Genomic DNA, 18,264 nt, shown 5'->3' with positions numbered 1-18,264 from the left:
TTAACTTATTAATTTAAAAACGATAAAACCTTAGGTTATGCCGGATCTAAATCAAGTAATGTTTGAACCTTATCTTGACTCTTAGGTTCATTACCAAAGCCACGTAAACCAACAACATGCACGTGCTCGCGATCTTTAAAGATCTTACGAACCAGCTTGTAGGTTGTACCCTTCTCTGGACTGATATTTTCAGGTGCCGCGATCAATAACTGCATATCAAGACGCTCACACAGTTCAAACAAGGTCGCAATAGACTTACCATCCAATCGCGCAGCCTCATCCAAGAACAGTAGTCGACAAGGAATAATATCCTTACCACGTAAGCGACGAGACTCTTCTTCCCAGCTTTGAACAACCATCAATAGAATTGCCTGACCCGTACCAATGGCTTCACCCGTTGATAGCGCACCAGATTCTGCTTGTAGCCAACCATCAGTACCACGATTAACCTCAATGCTAAGCTCAAGGTAGTTACGGTAATCAAGTAGCTCTTCACCTAATGTTTGAGGTGAACGCTGTCCTGTATCGATATGTGGATTTAAACGCTGGAACAGTTTTGCCATCGCTTCTGAGAACGACAAACGCTGATTTCCAAACAGATCATTGTGTTGATCTTTTTGTTCACATAGACCCGCAAGAAGTGCTTCGTGTGTTTCACGTACTTTCACATTCAAGCGAACGCCATTAACCTGACCAAAGTAAATATTCTGTAGGCCTTGGTTTAGCATACGAATACGATTTTGTTCACGTTGAATCGTCTTACGAATAATATTAGCAACAGAGTCAGAACTGATCGCTAGACGCTGTTCACGGGCTGTTAACTCATCGGTTAAACGCGCCAGTTCCACTTCCATCTCTTCAATCGCTTCAACCGGATCATCGGTACGAATAATATCGTGACGAATACGCTCACGCAGATGTTGATAAACAGCGATATAGAATAGAACTTTACGCTCTGGACGAGAAACATCTTCTGACGCTCGCAGTGCATCTCGCAACTCTTCATTATCAGAAACAGCAAGACGTAGTGCACCTAACGCTTTATCGGATAGTGAACGCAGCTCATCAGCTGACATATAAGCCATTTCACGACGATGCAGACGGCGTTGAACATCACTTTCACGCGCTAGACGTAGAACAGAACACCATCCCGCTTTCGCTTGAACGACTAACTTACGTACGTCTTGATAGTCTTTACCCACTTTGCGTAAACGCTTAGCCAAAGACTTCATTTCAAGTTCAATCGAGGTGATGGATTTCTCAAGCTGACTGCGACGGTTACGAGAACTGTGTAGTCGTTCATTAAGCTCATCACGGCGAATACGTGCACGTTCTTCAGCTTCCACATCCGCACGAACACCTAACTCATGCAGTTCACGTTCAAACTCTTGCACGGTTTCCAGTTTAGCTTGATGCGAACTCTTTAATGATGCCAATAGTTGATTATATTGGTTCATCTGAGAACGCGTCTGTTTTAAGCTTTCGCGGTTACGGTTACGCTCTTTTTCAGCAGCAGCAAGCTTCAGTTTTAGCTGTTCATTTAGCTCAGAGCTCTTGTTCAGAAGATCAACAGAATCGGCATAGCTAAAGTAGTGACGACGTTCAGCTAAATCTGCAATAGCAAAGATCAATGCTTTTAGATCTTGTAACTTCTGATCGGCTTGAGCATAACTGGCTTGAAGTGCATCAAACTGCTCAGGGTCAGCATCTAATGCCGAGACTAGGTTTTCCAGCTCAGATAAAGATTTGCCGTGACGCTCTAGATAGATAAAGGCTTCATCCATCTGAGAAAGTTGCTGCTCAACCTCTGCAAAACGAGGCTTAATGGTGTCGTCTTCTAATAAATTAGCCACAGGGGACAATTTACCGAGTAACGCTAAACCTTCGCGAGCAGCAGCCAATTGTGAACGCTGTTGCTGCTCTTGAGCTTGAGAATCTGCAAGTTGACGTGTAGCTTGATTGCGTTGCTCACGCGCAGATTTTAACTCAACTTCAGGATCTGGTAAGAATGCAACCGCCATATGTGTTGCTACAAAGCTATTGAAGCTCTGGTACAAACGCTGAAGTTTTTGTGAATCAAATGACGCTTTAGCATGATCTTCAACAACCTGATCACGCTCTTCACGTAGTGTCTCTAAACGCTGCTCACGCGCCGCTCGACCAAATAATGGTACTTTAGGGAAACGAGAATAACGCAGTTGACGATCGTTAAGATGAACACAAACAGCATCTTCTAACTCATCTACATCAAAGCCACTATCGTCAAAGGCATCAGCATCACCTTCAATGATATAAAGATCATCTGGACAGTCATCAAGAGCAATCAGCTTATCTTTAATACCTTGTAGATCTGGAACAACAATCGCGTGACGAGCCGGACCGTACATCGCACTGAAATATGGCGCATCATCAATAGTGATATCGTCATAGATTTCAGACAGCATAGTACCGCCTAACGTATCTGCAAGTGCACGTAAACGTGAATCATCGCTACCGCCAGGCTGGGCTAAACGCTCAATATCGTTATCAAGTTGCTGTTTACGTGCAGCCAGTTGATCACGATTGCTGCTTGCTGTGCGCTCTGAATCTAGCGTTTTTTGCATCGCTTCCATAACAGCCTGGCTGCTATCAAGTTCTGCTTCTGACTGCTCTGCAAGTCTTTCTAATGCATCAGACGCGGCAATCCATGCAGGAGCCTTCGCTTCTAATTCGGTAATTTTTGCCGACAGCTGCTGTTCTTGATGGCGCAATTCATTACGTTGCTCAACCAATGCAGCTTGATCTTGCTCTAGACTCTTAAGTGTCGCTTCATGACGCTCTTGTTCTTGAGCCAGCGCCATTTCACCATCCAGCACAACCATGAATTTCTTTTGGTAAGCTTGAGCTTGTTCTGTCGCTTGCTGTTGATTACGAACACTACGTTCAAGATCACGATATTGTGATTTTAGCTGTTCACCACGTTCCACTACTGAGCGTAACTCACGGGCTTTTGCTAACAACTCACGAGCTTTAACACCGGCATTAGTTCGCTCAACTGCACCAGCAATCGTGGTAACAATCGCCAAACCTTTATCAAACTGTTGTGCTGCCGCAGATGACATATCCAGTTTATGTTTAAGCGCAAGTAATGCTGTTGTCTGCTTATCTTGTTCTTGCGTTAGTTGTTGCAGATATGGTGGTGCTTGATCAGGTAATAATTGATGATCACCTGATAAATCACGCGCTTTCTCTAACGCCTGAATCGCTTGTTGATATTGCAAAGCACGAGTTTGCTGCATATCAAGAGCTTGTTGATAATCTGCAAGCTGAGTTTTTAAGCTATCAACTTCTTCTTCTGTTAGCTGAGCTTGTTCTTCTGCCATAGCAAGTTGTTCAGCGGCTTCTTCCACCACCATAACTTGCTCTTCAAGACGCTCATTTAGCTCTTCTAAATCTTCACGGTAACGTTCAATTTTCTCTTGTTGACGTACGGCTGTTTGCACTAACTGCAAATGATCCGACGCTGCTTGATAATCTTGCTCAAGAGCTTGCTCATTATCGCTCAACTCACCCAACTCTGAGCTCATATTGTTCAGTGTTGTCTGTTGATCGATTAGCGTTTGACGAGAACCCATCATTTCACGACGAAGATTTAATGTGGTTTCTAATTTTTTCTGACGCTCATTAGCATGGCGCATATAATCAGCTGCAACATAATTTGTTGCTTCTGTGATCAAATGCTTAAATAAATCACGGTCGCTTTGAGTGATCTTAATTGCTTCAAGTGTCATGCGGTTTTCACGCAATGCTGCTTCCATATCTTGGAACGCTTTCTTAACACCTGAGTTATGAGGCAACAGATAATCACGCAATGAACGAGTGATCGCACTTGAAATACCACCATATAATGAGGCTTCAATTAAGCGATAGAACTTAGAGCGATCTTGGCTATTGCGCAGTTTCTTAGGTAGAACACCCAATTCAAACATCTGCGCATGATAGTCGGTTACTGAATTAAATGTTTTAAACTGAACACCTTCAAACTCAGCAACTTTGTCTTTCACTTCATTGATCTGGCGAACACGTGCTTGGTTCTCAGAAACCGTTTCAATCAAGACTTCAGTTGGTTTGATATGTGATGGTAAGCCTTGAATTAAGAACGGCTTAATATCAACTTTCTTATCACGTCCAGCAACTTGCTGTAGCTTAACGGCAAAGATCAAACGTTGATTTTTTGAGTTTACGACATCCAATGCCGAATAACAGGCACCTGGCTTTAACTTACCGTGCAAACCTTTATCGCGAGAGGCTGTTGCACTGCCCGCTTCGGTTGTATTTCGGAAATGAAGTAAACTTTGATCGGGGATCAAAGAGGTAATAAAGGCCGCCATAGTCGTAGACTTACCCGCACCATTACCACCAGAAAGTGTTGTCACCAAATTATCGATATCAAAAGTACGCGCAAAGAAGCCGTTCCAGTTGACCATGGTGAGCGATTTGTACTTACCGCGTTCCATTAAATGTTACTCTCCTGCTCCTCAGTCGACATATCGAGTTGCTGCTGACCGTTATCAGCCTCATCTGTCATATCTTGATCATCCAGTAAACTTGACTGGCTTGGCTCTTGTTGATGGACAACCGCTTCGCCATCACGAATTAGACGTAATTGCGCTTCACGGATATCATCACCAGTACGTACATCAGCACCAAAACGGAATACCGCTTCACTGATACGGAACTTGCCGTTTTCGCCAATAGGAATCAACATACCGATACGACGTAGTCGACGAAGAGATGTTTTTACTTTGTCGTACAGTTTTTCACGATCAAGATCTGAACCTGTTGCGCGGTTTGTTACCAGCTTCATTAGCTTTTGTTCATCAGCCAATGAGACTAATTCATCAAACAGCTCTTGGTTCGTAAAAATACCTTCGTGAGCTAAGCGCTCTGGGCTCAGATACAAGAAACACAGTACTTTACCCACCAACATATCAATTTCAGACAAAACTGAACGACCAATCAATGATGTTGAACGTGGACGTAGATATAAGAACCCTTCCGGTGCACGGACAAGTTCAGCATTATATCGCTTATAGAACATTGAAAGTTCTGTTTCAAACTCAATAAGATATGCGTGATTATCCAGATCTTCACTTGAAATATGTCGACCAGAGCGAAGCGCATTATCTAGTGCAGGGAAAAGTGGGTTAGCAATTGCTTTTGCCAACTTTTCAGGCATAAATTCTTCAATATTTGTTGATGACATTGGCTTGTACCTTGGCTCCGTAGTCATTAATGGCTTCCCAATCTGGCTGAATGGCATTGAAATCATCTTCTGAATAACCCATTCGTACCGCCTGATCGATAACAATGCGTGCAAGATCAAAATGATAAGCTAGCGGATGCTGTGTTAAGTAGTCTTTAAGTAGCGCACTTAAATTAATTGGAGCACCCGTTGCTTTGTGCGCACTGAGCATTTCAGCAACACGATCAGCTAATTCATCATTAACCAGATCCAGTTCTTCAAACTCTAACTCACCAGGGACAATACCTGTGACTTCATCATCACGCAGTATCAAAGCCTCATCTCGCATATCGACAAGGCGATCTGCATCGGCGTAAGTAAGTAGCCATGGATTATCAAAATAGTCCGTCACAGATTGGCGTAGGCGCTGACTAAAGGCACGGTTTTTATCCATATCAATCGCGGTACGAATAAATTTGTGCACATGACGGTCATAGCCAATCCAGAGATCAATCGCTTGCTGACCCCAGCTAATAATTCGATCCAGTTTCATTTGTAGGATAAAAATCATCCCATCAACAAAATCCAGTTCTTCACGACCTTGAGTCGATTCTTGAATGATTAACAATTGAGTCTGGAGCTGATCTCCCGCCGCTTGCAACGTATCTTGAAGTTCACGAAGCGTTTCTGATGTCTCATCAAGTAACGTTTCACAACTTGAAATTGCCGCACGCCAGTCTTTATTCAATAGCTCAGCAATATCGAGTTTCACTTGCTGCTGATGCTCATCCATGGTGCGCTGATTTAAATCAATACGGTCAAAAATTTCAGCAACTGAGAATTTCAACACGGCATAGACATTTTGACGCCAATGTTTGATATCACCATCTTCTTGGGCTGATTTTGCTGCTTTATTAATTTCATCAGCAACCATGGCTAACTGAATAGACAGTTTCAAGGTCGAATATTCACGCTGACGAACATAATAATCAGTAATACCCAATGCCAATGGACTTAAGCGATATATGCTTGCTCCATCGGTGATTTCACTGGTAAAGCGCGAAATTAAACGCTGACGCACCAGCTCATTTATGGCGTTATTGGCACGAAAGGCTAGAGTTTCTTTGGTTTGTCCAAATAGATCACTAACTATGCGGAATGCATCGATCAGTTCTCCTTCCCCTAGTTCTTCATCGAAGCGATCACCGCTTAAGACAGCAATCGCCAACAAGAACGCCAGCCGCTCAGTTGGGAGGTTAATCGCAAATTCATTTTGCTTAACCCAATGTACCAACTCAGGAACGGTCTGGGTAACTTCACTCATCCGTTGTCCTTATTGCTGTTATGCTTCCACTAAATCGTTATCGCTAGGCTTACGCGCATAGACATGTATATAACGACCTAGAGATAAATACGGTTCTTGACGACACAGTTTCTGTTCCATATCAAGAACTTGTTCAAATGTATAATCACCTAAACGATGCTTTTGCATATAATCATGGAAAGTACGAACACCCGTTTTCCCCATAATTTCTAAACCAGCATCTTCAAGGCATTGATAAACTTCCTCTGGTCTGATCCCTTTTTGTGGCTGAAGCTTAAATCGCTTACGATGCGGCATACCTTCTTCGATATGCGTTAAATTGCCACAGATAAGGTTCTTAAACAGTAACCCATGGTAGTTATAAAACATGACTGAAATGACACCGCCAGGCTTGATTTGTTCCAATAAACCGCTCAAAGCGCTAATTGGATCAACTAACCACTCCATTACTGCATGAAAAAGAATCAGATCAACAGGTTGCTCTATAAATTGTCCAACCTCTTGTACTGGACAATGAACTAAACGATATTGCTCAAGCAAACCATTTTTAGCAATTTCTTGCTCGGCTAAATTCAGCATTTCGCTAGAAAGATCACATAAAGTAACATGATGACCCAACTCGGCGATGCGCTGCGACAACTGACCTAAACCACCTCCAGCATCCAACACTTGTAGTGGCGTTTCGCTCTTAAGCTCTGCTAAGATCTGTTCAATATCCTGCCAAACGACGGTTTGTCGAATTTCGCCTTTGGCAGTCCCATATATATTTTTCGCAAATTTTTGCGCTAAATCATCAAAATTTCGGTCTTTGATCACGTCTGCTTTACGTTATGATAGCGATTATAAAAAATGTCTTTTATTTTCTCACAAGCGCTCAAGGAATAAAGGCTTGTGATGCTATTTAAAGCTCAATTGCTGAATTTTCGGACTACTCTTTCATGTTTGAACTCAAAAAATTGCTTTCCACACTATTAATGCCACTACCAGCCCTACTTATAATCGGCTTTATTGGCTTATATCTACTTTGGTTTACCCGTCGTAAGGGGCTCGCTGGAGGATTTATTACTGCGTCACTGTTAGGAATTTTACTGCTCTCCTTTCAGCCAATATCCACCAGTTTACTGCGTCCCTTAGAGAAGCAGAATGCTCCCTTTATACCGCATTCTACGCCAGTTAACTACGTTATGGTGTTAGGTGCAGGTCATGTTATTGACAATGCGTTTCCTATTACTTCGCAATTATCGCGCGCTGCATTAATGCGTTTAGTTGAAGGTATTCGTATTTATCGTATGTATCCTGGCTCAAAACTCATTTTATCGGGTTATGGCGGCGGTTCAGATATTAGTCATGCTCGTATGATGGCAAAAGTTGCCTTAGCATTAGATGTTAATAAAGCGGACATATTACTACTCGAAACGGCCAAGGATACGTGGGAAGAGGCGTTTCAAGCGGCCTCTGTTGTCGGTGATAAGAATCTGGTGTTAGTAACATCAGCTAGCCATATGTCACGCGCCTTATACGAATTCCATCAAGCTGGGTTAAACCCAATCCCAGCACCAACAAACTTTTTGGCCAGTAATAAAATTGAGCAACCATGGGTCCGCTATGCACCAAGCTCTAAATATTTAGAACAGTCGGAACGATACTGGCATGAACGAATGGGACAAATTTGGCAGCGTCTTCGTGATGCCTTAGTTCAAGAGCACGTTGAAAAACCACAATCCGCTGTATCTGATGTTCACGATCTCGAACAAGACAGCAAAACCGCTCAATAATTAAGCGCCCACCGCAGCAAAACTGATGTTGCAATAATGTAAAGCCAATATGCGTATTTTCCATATTGGCTTTTTTATAATTACTACTTTTTCTGTTTTGAGAAAGACAAAGAGAAATATTTTCTTCCCACCTGTTTTTAATAACTTTTAGATATATGGAATAGCTTTTTCTTATATCTAAAAGTATTAAAAAGACTACCGTTTTTTGTGATCCCCCTCTTATGATGCATACAAATTACAGAGAAAATTCCCACTCAGAATCAAGATAATCGCCAACATTTCTGAAGTAGGATGCCTAAATTCAGACACAAAATACTAAGGTCGGCACTATGATCTATCCCATCGTAAACTTAATTATTTTTGCGCTTCTCATTGCGCTGCTATACCAACAACAACGAGCTGAAAAAACACTGTCTCGTCGTGTATTTATCAGTTTAGGTTTGGGTGTTATCTTCGGTGCTTGTTTACAATTTGTTTACGGTAGCGGTTCAGAAGCGATTAACCAAACCCTTAACTACGTTAATATTGTGGGTGCAGGCTACGTTAGCTTACTAAAAATGATCATTATGCCACTCATCATGGTTTCGATTATTGGCGCTATCATCAAAGTGAAAGACTCAGGATCTTTAGGTAAAATTTCAGGTCTTTCTATTGGTATTTTGTTAGCAACAACAGCAGCATCAGCATTAATCGGTATTTTAGTTACTCATTTATTTGGCTTATCTGCTGATAGTATTGTTCAAGGTGCTCGTGAGATCGCTCGTGGTGAAGCTCTACAAACACGTCTAACATCTGTTGAAAGCTTATCTTTTGCTGATATGGTGATCTCTTTCTTCCCGAGTAATCCATTTGCTGATTTAGCAGGTGCTCGTCCAACATCAACTATCGCCGTTGTTATTTTCTCAGCCTTTATCGGCGTTGCTGGTTTAACGGTTATCCGTACTCAACCAGAACTGGGTGCAAGTTTTGAGAAATTTATTCATGTTGTACAAGAAGTAGTTCGTGCTCTAGTTCGTATGGTTCTGAACTTAACGCCATATGGTGTTTTGGCTCTTATGAGTAAAGTTGTTGCAGGCTCTAACTATCACGATATCTTAAACTTAATTAGCTTTGTTGCTGCATCTTATGTGGGGTTAGCGTTAATTTTGGTTATGCACCTCGTCTTGGTTAGCTCTGTTGGTGTAAACCCAATTCGTTATATTAAGAAGATACTTCCTGTACTAACATTTGCTTTCACGTCTCGTTCTAGCGCAGGAACCATTCCTCTAAATATTGAGACGCAAGTAAAACAATTGGGCAATAGTGATGGTGTAGCGAACTTTTCAGCATCGTTTGGTGCAACAATGGGCCAAAATGGTTGTGCGGGCCTTTACCCTGCAATGTTAGCGGTAATGATTGCACCTACAGTAGGTATTAATCCTCTCGACCCTAGCTTTATGCTAACGCTTATTGCCGTAGTCACCGTGAGTTCATTTGGTATTGCAGGTGTTGGTGGTGGTGCAACATTTGCGGCTCTGATTGTATTATCAACACTTAATATGCCTGTTGCCTTAGCTGGTCTATTAATTTCAATTGAGCCTTTAATTGATATGGGACGTACCGCAATTAATGTAAGTGGCTCAATGACAGCAGGAACAATTACCTCTCGATTATTAGGCCAATATGATGAGAAGGTATTTCAACAAGATGAAGAGACTGATTCGTCGCCAACCCATCTAGCATAACAATCACATCAGATTAATAAATCAAACCGCTATATCCACTTATAGCGGTTTTTTTATAATTTGAGATCATTGATTACTAAAATTGAGTAATACAAAATAAATACATAAATCAAACTTAACGAATACAAACATCATCTGATTTCTATGTTTTTTATATCAATATTGAGAATCATGATTAAGTAAATATTAAATTCGCTTACAAATAGAGCAAGAAACCTTATTTATCAACAAATTAGTTACAATTTAATTTTATGATTTAGATCACATAAAGTCATCTCAAACAAGTTCATCTTAAATAGCACATACCATAGAGAATAAATAAGAGATGGTGAGTAAAATGACTATTAAAATTACAGCACGTAACTTTGAACTTCCTGATTATCTTGAAGAGCATATTCACAAAGCATTTATGAAACTTGATAAATTTAGTATTAATTTTCATAGCAAAGATGTTTTCATGAAACTTGAACCAGAAAAGAACTTTCATGTTGAAATTGCTACTCGTTCAAATCTAGGTCAAATTGATGCATCTGCTGATAGTAAAGAATTAATTGAAGCATTAAATGAAGCATTTGCTCGTCTTGAACGTCAGCTAATTAAAAATAAAGAGAAGCCTATGTCTCATATGGCAGATCATGCTGAAAAACAAAAAGCAAAACTGATTGCTGATGAGTTAGAACAAGAAGCCGTAGCAGATAAGTAATTTTCTGATTTATTGTTGGAAATAAATCTGTCGCAGTCAAAAAAACCGAGTGAAATTAATAATCTCACTCGGTTTTTTATTGTTCTAAATAATTAAACTGTTAGCTAATTAATGCACGAACTTTTTCTAAATCTTCAGGCGTATCGACTCCAGCTGGCGGAGCATCAATTGCGACATCAACATGAATTTTTTCGCCATACCAAAGAACACGTAACTGCTCTAATGCTTCAATTTGTTCTAAAGCAGTTGGCTGCCAATTAATATAGGTATTAATAAAGCCTGCACGATATGCGTAAATACCAATATGACGCAGTAAATTATGATGAATCTGAGCTGGTTGTTGAGCGAAGTGATCACGATCCCAAGGAATGGAAGCGCGACTAAAGTACATCGCATAACCGTCTTTATCCGTTACGACTTTCACAGCATTTGGATTAAAGACTTCATCTTCATGATCAATTTCAACCGCTAACGTCGCCATTGGTGCATTTTTATGAGCTAAATTATCTGCAACTTGGCGAATGATCGTATCAGGAATTAACGGTTCATCACCTTGAACATTAACGACAATATGATCATCAGCTAAGTTGTATTTCTCGACCACTTCAGCTAAACGCTCAGTACCTGACTGATGATCGCTACGGGTCATACACACTTCACCGCCAAAGGCTTGAACAGCATCAAAAACACGCTGATCATCTGTTGCCACAATCACTTTATCAGCCCCTGACTTACAAGCTTGCTCGTAAACCCACTGAACCATCGGCTTACCACCAATATCAGCTAAAGGTTTACCAGGTAAGCGAGTAGACTGGTATCGCGCTGGAATAATAACCGTGAACGACATATTAGTTCACCTCTTCAGGGCTTAATGTGCGAGCTTCTGGTTCAAGTAATACCGGAATTCCATCACTAATGGGATACGCTAAGCGATCAAATTTACAAACCAGTTCATTCTTATCTTTATCGTAGTTCAGTTTTCCGTTACAAACTGGACAAGCTACAATTTCAAGCAGACGGTGATCCATACTTTTCCTTTACCTCAATGATCTGATTAATAATGGCTGTCGCATGTTCCGAATCAATCTCGGCATCTACAGGCAGATACCACCAATTGTCTCGAGCAAATCCGTGGCATTTCACCGCGTCTTTTTCAGTCATTACTAGGTGCTGCCCGTGTTGGGCAAGTTGTACTAATTCATCTTCAACCATGGCTTGATGATCAGCAAATGGCTGGCACTTAATTGGGGTGACCCCCAACGCAGATAATGTATTAAAAAATCGTGGTGGATGACCAATTCCAGCCATTGCAACCACGTCAGACAATTGCGAAACATCACATCGCAATCCTGTCTTCATATTGATTAATGGCGCCGGCTTTAAGCTCATAGCGGCTTCGTTAGCCTGAGGCTTACCACCATTACAAATTAAGAAATCGACTTCATTAAGACGCAAACACGGTTCACGAAGCGGACCTAAAGGGATCAGTTGTTCATTACCAAATCGACGTTGGCCATCAATAACAACCAATTCGAGATCACGCTCTAACGCATAGTGCTGTAGACCGTCATCCGTAATAATGATATCAACACCTTGCTCTATCAATAGTTTTACTGCTTCAGCTCTTTTGGGAGCAACTGCAACAGGCGCTTGAGTTCGACGCTGAATCAAAACAGGCTCATCACCTACAATCGATGCAGGAGTATCACTGTTTACCAAATAAGGATAATACGGTGCTTTACCTCCGTAACCTCGTGATACAACGCCTGGTTTGTAACCGCGAGCTTGTAGTTGTTCCACCAGCCAAACCACTACTGGCGTTTTACCATTACCACCTGCGGTAATATTACCGACAACCACAACAGGTACTGGAGCTCGATAAGCTTGTTTTTTACCCGAGCGGTACTCTTCCCTGCGTTTTTTTGCTATGTAACCAAACAGCTTACTTAACGGGAAGAAAATAGGCCAAGTTACCCCATAAAGAAACAGCATCCCCCCTTTAGGAGGATGCTGAAACCAAAGCTTTTCAATTAAGTTTGCCATTACTCACCAAATTGAATGCGATGAAGTTGAGCGTAAGCACCATCAAGAGCAATGAGCTCATCATGAGTACCGCGTTCAATAATTTCACCTTCATCAACCACTAAGATCTGATCTGCTTTCTCGATAGTTGATAATCGGTGGGCAATAACTAATGCGGTACGATCTTTTTGCAATTCATCCAATGCTGCTTGAATAGCACGCTCTGATTCCGTATCAAGGGCTGATGTCGCCTCATCAAGAATAAGAATTGGAGCATTACGTAATAATGCACGAGCAATGGCAATACGTTGACGTTGACCGCCAGATAGGCTAACGCCATTTTCACCGATAACCGTATCTAACCCATTATCCATATCTTTAACAAAGTCCATGGCATGGGCAAGAGTTGCTGCTCGTTCAATATCTTCTCGGCTGTACTTATCACCACTTGCATAAGCGATGTTATTGGCAATCGTATCATTAAACAGATGCACATTTTGAGAAACAACGGCTACATGTTCACGTAAATTAAACAGTTCGTAATCACAAATATTAATACCGTCTAATTGGATTTCGCCACTATCAATATCGTAAAAACGCGTCATTAAGTTAGCAATGGTACTCTTACCAGAACCAGAACGACCAACCAGTGCGATAGTCTTACCGGCGGGAAGCTCAAAACTCACATTGCGCAGTGCTGGTGTATCTTTTGTTGGATAAGTAAAGGTCACATTCTTAACTGAAACATCACCACGAACAGTATCAACTTGATGTGTACCATTATCTTTCTCAGTTTCTAAATCCATAAGTTCAAACAGCGTATGGCAAGCAGCCATACCACGTTGGAACTGAGAGGTCACGTTAGTCAGTGCTTTTAGCGGGCGCATCAAACCAAACATAGCACCAAATACCACAGCAAAAGTACCTGGGGTTAATTCGGCACGTAATGACTCTGAGTTTGCAAGTACTAAAACAACAACAAGAGCTAACGAAGCAATAAGCTGAATTACTGGGTTCGCAATCGCTTGAGCAGAAACCAATTTCATTGTTTGGCGACGCATCAAGTTACTCACCTGATCAAAACGCTGCCTCTCTACTTCTTGGCCACCATAACTCAGTACAACTTTGTGACCTTTAAGCATTTGTTCTGCTGAAGAGGTAACCGATCCCATTGCATCTTGCATATTGCGAGAAATTTTACGGAAACGCTTCGAAACAATACGAATACTGATCGCAACCACAGGTGCAATAACCAAAAGAATGGCGGAAAGCTGCCAACTGTTCCAGAACATTAGCGCCATCAAACCAATAATCGAGGCACCTTCACGCACCATGCTAACCAAAGCGCTACTGGTGGCGGAAGCAACTTGTTCTGAATCGTACGTAATACGAGACAACAACGCACCGGAAGCTTCTTGATCGAAGAAAAAAACAGGCATCTTCATAAAATGATTAAACAAACGACGACGTAAGTTCATCACAACGTTACCCGATACCCAAGATAAGCAGTACGTAGAGACAAAACCACTTAAGCCACGTACGATCATTAAACCAATAAGATAAATTGGCATCATGGTAAGAAAATCGGTGTCAAGCTTATCAAATCCACCAAAGCTCTCATCAAGAAGAGGTTTGATCATTGATAACATAAGAGTGTCGCCTAGCGCATTAATAATTAAGGCAACAACAGCTACTGTTAATCCAAGCTTATAAACACTGATGTATGGCCACAGTCGTTTATACGTATCGACAGTAGATTTCTCTGTAATATTTGTCATGGAAACCCATATTTCAATAAGACAATTACCTCTATTCTACCCTCTAAATGACTGTATAACAAAATGTGTTCTTCTCTATCAGGGAGATATAGGTAGGACAGGTCAATGTCTAGACAATCTAGGTTTAAAACTCGGGTTACTAGCTATTTATCTCGTTGCCAGCGAAACCACTCGGTCGCCACATCCTGACGGTAACGCTGTAACTTAATTTGATTATCCACAAACTGAACACTAATTTGCCCTTCATTTGCAGTGGTAAGCCAAACAATATTTCGTTGCTCATACCGTTCTTTGATGCGTTGAGAAGGTAACCGCCAAGGGTTATAGAGATTTATTGAAGCCAATGCGTAAGAGGGTTGTAATTTATCTAACCAAGTATAGGTTGATGAGGTCGCACTACCATGATGCGGAACAACAAGTACTTCCGTTGTTAGTTGAGGATAAGCTTTAGCCAAAAGTAACTCCACCACATCGTCAATATCACCAGTTAGTAATATTTGAGTTTGACTGAGTTTTCGTCCAGATTCTCGAATACTAATCACACAAGAATAGGGGTTAGATGCGTAATCCCTGATAACTGGCGGCCATAGGACTTCAAATTTTAATCCTTGCCACAACCAACTTTCGCCTTGTTTACAAACAGAAAAACCAGACCGGTTATCACTGGAGCGGCGCTTAACAGGATTAAAATCTGCAACAATATGATCGGTTCCTCCTGCATGATCATTATCACTATGGCTAATAATAAAACCATCCAATTGCCCTATCCCCTTTTTTGCTAATACAGGGGCAATCACTCTTCGAGCAATACTGCTGTCTTTCCACTGGCTTCCTGTATCGTATAACCACGCTTGTTGATTTTTTTCGATTAATATCGCAAGTCCATGCCCAACATCCAACATATGAACTTTCCACCCCATAGCTGGTGAACGATTATTCAAATTCCAATAAAAAAGACATAAAAGAACAAAAATTGATATGTGCCCACCGATAAATTGGCGAAGAGGTAAAAGGTACAAACTTATCCCCCACACAATAGCGCCACATAAAATCCAATAAGTATTCTCTGAAAATAACCACCATCCACCTTTGGCCCATGATGCTATATAAAGAACAGGCAACAGCGACCAATCAGCAAGTTGCCATATCAGTAGAGAAGCTGGCAACCACCATGATGTTAATATAGCCAAAAACAGTAGAGGAACCGTTACCATACTCACCCATGGGACTGCGATGAAATTGATAATAGGTGCCCAAATAGACATACCACCAAACCAGTGCCACTGTAGCGGTAGCATAAAGATAAGTAACACAAATTGCAGTTTTACTAATTCCACTGCATTAGATTTAGCTTTGTGACTAAACTTCGAGTGACGAGCCGTTTTGGGTGATGATAATGATTTCCCTGAAAATACTCTGGAGGCAAACAAAATCCAAACAGCCGAGAAAGAGAGCCAAAAGCCTGAGGCGTAACTCGATAACGGATTCCACACTAAACATAACGTTAATGTCACTAAAAAAATCTGCCAACTAAGCCACGTTCGCCTTGCATACAGCAGCCCCCCAGCAATCAAACACATCAATAAAGCTCGTTGAGTTGGTAAGGAGAAACCGGCGAGCCAGGCATAAGCAAGAGCAAAACTAAAACCACAGGTTAAAGGTAGCCAAAGAAATTTCTGATTTTGTGGCAAAAGTGAACGGAGGAACCATCCAATCCCCCATCCCCACAACATAGCGAGCCCTATATGTAACCCAGAGATGGCCATCAAATGAGCTAAACCACTATCACGTAATATCAACCAGTCATCTGCCGTTAATCCATTTCGATAACCAAAAGTCAGAGCGTATAGATAAGCATGATGCTTTAGGTCTACCAGATAGGATGAAATATAATCGAAGAACTGCTGACGATAAGTAACTGAAGAATCTAGCATCATGGGGAGATTGTCGGCTTGATAAATTACTCGGCCTTTACGGGTAATCCCCTTACCTACGGCGTGTACTTCACTATCAAAACCAGCTTCATTTAGCATGCCATAAGGACGGGAAAACTGAACGGGAATCTGCCATTTTTGCCCTTGCTTTACCCAAGATGATTGATCCCAACTAAGCTTAAAAGTAGAGGGTAAAACATAAGATGACAGCGTATTTATTGTTGGGGAGACCTCTATAGAATCTGACGAAATGTTACGATTTATCAGCGAATTTACTCTAACTTCTATGGTATGATGACTGCGTTTTTGTGGAATACTTTCTAGCTCATTCATATATTGATGAGCATATAAAAGTGCCCATGATGCACTTAATGTAAACCATAGTAGCCAATAATAACGAAAGATAAGCGCAATACTCGTTGTTACGAAGGACACCAAAATAAGCCACTGCATATTGGGTAATACATCCCATATATGTAGCGACAAAATACCAAACACGACTGCAGTACAAAATAAAAACATCGGTCGTGACTTAAGACAAGAAAGAGCCAAAATGCCTCGACAAATTATCAAACGTTATTTGCCTAACCACGAGACAATTAAACGCCAAAAAGCCCTGCGCATATTTGGTAATGTCTTGTATAACCCTAATTTGTGGTGTTTGAATCGCCGTTCGGCATCGGGAGCTTTTGCTGTTGGCTTGTTTATGGCTTTTGTTCCATTGCCAAGTCAGATGATTATGGCGGCAGGATTGGCTATTTTGTTTGGTGTAAATTTGCCTCTTTCCGTTGCTTTGGTTTGGGTCAGTAACCCAATCACTATGCCTGTTTTGTTTTATGGAGCCTATAAAATTGGGGCTTGGGTGATGAATACCCCCCATTTGCCTTTTCATTTTGAATTGTCTTGGGAGTTTTTGCTCCACCAAATGAGTCAAATCGGACCTCCATTTCTACTGGGGTGTTTCATCTGCAGCGTAACATGCGCACTGCTCGGTTATTTTGGTATTCGAGGGCTATGGCGCTATTCGGTTGTTAGAAGCTGGAATAAACGTAAATTTCGTTTATCAACACTGACTAAGAAGAGTACTTACATCCCAAAATAAACTTGAACCTATCAATGTACCACTACACAAACACGCATAAAAAAACCTCGCAAGAGATAGTGCGAGGTTAAGATAGATGGGTTAACAATGAATAAAAGACGAGCTAAGTTGTGAATTACAACAAATTACTGTTCACCATCTTTCAAAGCCTTTCTCTACTCATTTGAATTGAATCTCACTTAGCAGTCGTCTTCCGTTAGAATACGAGATGTTCCATCTAAGTTTTTGAACTCATATTGCAGCCCAACATCTAACAGTTTTGCAATACCGGGAACTTGGCAAAATGAGTTCACAAATTCATTTCTTTCTCTCTCCAACCTCATATCTGCAAACGTCATGACTACGCGAGGGCCTTTTGCATAAACATCTTTAATAACCATTCCCTGCTGCGCTAAGTAAGGTAATTCTTGGCGAATAAGCTCAGCCCTCTGTTGTGCCAAGTTATTGAGATTTATTGATGGCTCCGAGCTACAACCAGTTAGAGCGAGAGCAACCAGACTCATAAATACCAAGGACTTTTTCATTCCACCTTCCAACCTGTTTATCAATATCATTAAAATCAGTGTACCTTTTATGAACCAATTTGAAATCATAAAGTTATGCAGTACGATAAAAATATGACCTAGCACGCTATGTCCGCAAATCTGTATTTATCTGGTATACAAACCTTACATTTCA

The 18,264-nt window shown here is 41.2% G+C and carries 14 protein-coding genes; 4 read left to right on the top strand and 10 right to left on the bottom strand.

Annotated features, from left to right (window positions below; translation table 11 throughout):
• Positions 1-35: 35 nt before the first annotated feature.
• From mukB to cmoM, 4 genes are read right to left on the bottom strand one after another with little or no spacing between them, the layout of a single operon-like run.
• Positions 36-4,496 carry a chromosome partition protein MukB gene (gene mukB, locus CTN07_RS03680; protein WP_036763656.1) on the bottom strand — a complete coding sequence of 1,487 codons (4,461 nt, stop codon included), beginning with the start codon at positions 4,494-4,496 and terminating at the stop codon, positions 36-38.
• Positions 4,496-5,245, bottom strand: coding sequence for a chromosome partition protein MukE (gene mukE, locus CTN07_RS03675; RefSeq protein ID WP_005298858.1), 750 nt, complete (start codon positions 5,243-5,245; stop codon positions 4,496-4,498). The genes mukB and mukE overlap by 1 nt, the downstream gene beginning before the upstream one ends.
• Positions 5,226-6,548, bottom strand: coding sequence for a chromosome partition protein MukF (mukF, locus tag CTN07_RS03670; protein ID WP_005298855.1), 1,323 nt, complete (start codon positions 6,546-6,548; stop codon positions 5,226-5,228). The genes mukE and mukF overlap by 20 nt, the downstream gene beginning before the upstream one ends.
• 18 nt (positions 6,549-6,566) lie before the next feature.
• Positions 6,567-7,364: a tRNA uridine 5-oxyacetic acid(34) methyltransferase CmoM gene (gene cmoM, locus CTN07_RS03665; RefSeq protein WP_005298854.1), complete on the bottom strand. Its 798-nt coding sequence runs from the start codon at positions 7,362-7,364 to the stop codon at positions 6,567-6,569.
• Positions 7,365-7,486: 122 nt separating this feature from the next.
• On the opposite strand from cmoM, the gene elyC reads away from it, so the two are divergent.
• From elyC to hpf, 3 genes are all read left to right on the top strand, one after another.
• A complete protein-coding gene (elyC, locus tag CTN07_RS03660) occupies positions 7,487-8,323 on the top strand; it encodes an envelope biogenesis factor ElyC (protein WP_005298852.1) in 837 nt (278 codons plus the stop codon).
• Positions 8,324-8,652: 329 nt separating this feature from the next.
• The gene (locus tag CTN07_RS03655; RefSeq protein ID WP_005298851.1) at positions 8,653-10,047 is read left to right on the top strand and encodes an L-cystine transporter; all 1,395 of its coding nucleotides are present in this window, start codon (positions 8,653-8,655) and stop codon (positions 10,045-10,047) included.
• 337 nt (positions 10,048-10,384) lie between these two features.
• A complete protein-coding gene (hpf, locus tag CTN07_RS03650) occupies positions 10,385-10,750 on the top strand; it encodes a ribosome hibernation-promoting factor, HPF/YfiA family (protein WP_036763653.1) in 366 nt (121 codons plus the stop codon).
• A gap of 100 nt (positions 10,751-10,850) precedes the next feature.
• Here the strand turns inward: hpf and kdsB are convergent, their stop codons facing one another.
• The 5 genes from kdsB to CTN07_RS03625 form a co-directional block, all read right to left on the bottom strand.
• Entirely contained in the window at positions 10,851-11,597 is a 747-nt protein-coding gene (kdsB, locus tag CTN07_RS03645; RefSeq protein WP_005298848.1) for a 3-deoxy-manno-octulosonate cytidylyltransferase, read from the bottom strand.
• Position 11,598: 1 nt separating this feature from the next.
• The gene (locus tag CTN07_RS03640; protein ID WP_005298846.1) at positions 11,599-11,778 is read right to left on the bottom strand and encodes a Trm112 family protein; all 180 of its coding nucleotides are present in this window, start codon (positions 11,776-11,778) and stop codon (positions 11,599-11,601) included.
• Positions 11,759-12,793: a tetraacyldisaccharide 4'-kinase gene (gene lpxK, locus CTN07_RS03635; RefSeq protein WP_005298844.1), complete on the bottom strand. Its 1,035-nt coding sequence runs from the start codon at positions 12,791-12,793 to the stop codon at positions 11,759-11,761. The genes CTN07_RS03640 and lpxK overlap by 20 nt, the downstream gene beginning before the upstream one ends.
• Complete coding sequence (gene msbA / locus CTN07_RS03630; protein ID WP_036763648.1) at positions 12,793-14,550, bottom strand: lipid A ABC transporter ATP-binding protein/permease MsbA; 1,758 nt, start codon at positions 14,548-14,550, stop codon at positions 12,793-12,795. The genes lpxK and msbA overlap by 1 nt, the downstream gene beginning before the upstream one ends.
• 143 nt (positions 14,551-14,693) lie before the next feature.
• Positions 14,694-17,006 (bottom strand): DNA internalization-related competence protein ComEC/Rec2, encoded by a 2,313-nt coding sequence (locus CTN07_RS03625; protein WP_036763645.1) that lies wholly within the window; start codon positions 17,004-17,006, stop codon positions 14,694-14,696.
• A gap of 31 nt (positions 17,007-17,037) precedes the next feature.
• On the opposite strand from CTN07_RS03625, the gene CTN07_RS03620 reads away from it, so the two are divergent.
• The gene (locus CTN07_RS03620) at positions 17,038-17,586 is read left to right on the top strand and encodes a DUF2062 domain-containing protein (RefSeq protein WP_005298837.1); all 549 of its coding nucleotides are present in this window, start codon (positions 17,038-17,040) and stop codon (positions 17,584-17,586) included.
• A gap of 179 nt (positions 17,587-17,765) precedes the next feature.
• On the opposite strand, the gene gspS2 is transcribed toward CTN07_RS03620, so the two are convergent.
• Positions 17,766-18,110: a type II secretion system pilot lipoprotein GspS-beta gene (gene gspS2 / locus CTN07_RS03615; RefSeq protein WP_068947385.1), complete on the bottom strand. Its 345-nt coding sequence runs from the start codon at positions 18,108-18,110 to the stop codon at positions 17,766-17,768.
• Positions 18,111-18,264 lie beyond the last annotated feature (154 nt).

This window comes from Photobacterium damselae (genome assembly GCF_003026815.1).
GTDB lineage: Bacteria > Pseudomonadota > Gammaproteobacteria > Enterobacterales > Vibrionaceae > Photobacterium > Photobacterium damselae.
Note: the sequence above shows the minus strand (reverse complement) of the source record. Positions and strands in the feature narration are given on the sequence as shown.